General features: G+C 36.8%; 1 protein-coding gene. It reads right to left on the bottom strand.

Annotated elements, in window-relative coordinates; translation table 11 throughout:
* Window positions 1-226 precede the first annotated feature (226 nt).
* Window positions 227-1,633: an MATE family efflux transporter gene (locus tag JT739_RS12380; protein WP_237661431.1), complete on the bottom strand. Its 1,407-nt coding sequence runs from the start codon at window positions 1,631-1,633 to the stop codon at window positions 227-229.
* Window positions 1,634-1,755: the final 122 nt, after the last annotated feature.

Raw genomic sequence — 1,755 nt, 5'->3', positions numbered from 1 at the left:
ACTCCCTTTTAGGATAATAAGTCGGCTGAAGGGCAGTGCCGTCATCTGCACTTAAAGACTAAACTGATTTACAAAGCTTACAGTCAGGGGGCTCTTTAGCATATTCCTCTTGCCCTTTTCAAATGGCATTATTGCAGTTAATAGTATTTTATCTCATCAAATTTAAATTATGCGTTCTTTTGCTAGTTTTTATAAATGTTTTTGATACTACCTTGTCTGATGTACTTTACTGTTTGTTGTATACTTCCTCCCCGCGACTTGCGAAGACACATCTTTTCCAGCGACCAGTTTTATAATAGCAGTAACTAAGAAGGCCACTAAGCGCCATGCTAATTGCTATGCCTATCCATATTCCGCGGCTACCCATTAGATTTGAAAAAAACACTGCCAATGGTATTCTCAATATCCATAGCGAGATTATTGACAGTATCATAGCTACTACAGTATCTCCTGCGCCTCTAATAATTCCATTGGCTACCCACATAATTCCAAAAGGAATATATGCCATAGCTAAAGTCTTTAATATAATTATTCCTTCCTCCAAAACTTCAACTTTATCCGTAAATAGTAAAAGCAGTTGCTTTGGTATCGAATATATTAGCAATATCATAAAAGCAGAAATGCTAAAGGATAAAACGCTGCCCCACTTCATGGTTTCATAAACTCTGTCATATTTTCGCGCGCCTAAATTTTGCCCTGCCAAAGAAGACGTTGCCAGCCCTATTGACATTGAAGGCTGAAGGAAAAATGAATCTATTTTATTTGCAGCACCATAAGCTGCTACAACTAATGTGCCAAAAGAGTTAATGACTGACATTATAACAGTGTGCCCCATAGCAACAACAGTTTGCTGTAGTCCCGCCGGCACTCCTATTTTAAGCAACTGTTTCGTTACACTTAAATCACATCTTATTTCATTTACCCTTATTGCTAAAAGTTCATTTGTCTTATTTAAAAACCTAACTGCCAGCAAAAATGCTACTCCTTGCGCCAATATAGTAGCAAGAGCAGCTCCATTTACTCCCATTTTGGGTATTGGACCTAGACCAAAAATAAAAACTGGGTCCAGTGCAATATTTAATACTGTTGCATAAAACAGAAAAAGAAGGGGTGTCCTTGAATCTCCAAATCCCCTCAGTATAGCGCTAACAGCATTATATCCGAAAACAAAAGCAATGCCCGCCGAAGTAATAAGAAGATACCCTGATGCCATATTAAAAGATTCTGACGGTGTGCCAATTAATCTAAGAATTACATTGCGAAAACATATCCCCAAAATAGTCATTATAATTGCAGCTATAGTCAGAATGAACATGGTATTGTCAACGGTTTTCTTGACCATAATACTGTTTTGAGCACCTTTGTACTGTGCGATCATAACAGTAGTTGCCATAGTCAGTCCAGTTACCATGGCAATCATGACAAAAACTATAGGAGAACATACAGAAACTGCAGCAAGAGCCTCAGCCCCCAAGTATCTGCCTACCCAAATTGAATCTACAGTATTATAAAACACTTGTAATACGTTCCCTATAAAAAGAGGAACCGCAAAATTTAAAAGATGTCTAGGAATACTTCCTTCAGTAAAATCCATAGTGGCTTTTTCCATGGCAACACTTTTGTCACATGACATTTATGTTTTTCACCTCTTATAGGTAGTGCATTTTTGCATAGCTATATTTTAACATAGAATTGCAAAAAATGATAAACATTTTCATAAGATAATCTATATAATTTTCTTTTATCACCTAATAA

Origin of the sequence: Tepidanaerobacter sp. GT38 (assembly GCF_021991635.1) — a bacterium.
In the GTDB taxonomy this organism is placed as follows: domain Bacteria; phylum Bacillota; class Thermosediminibacteria; order Thermosediminibacterales; family Tepidanaerobacteraceae; genus DTU063.
The sequence above is the reverse complement of the archived record's forward strand: the minus strand, read 5'-3'. Positions and strand labels throughout refer to the sequence as shown.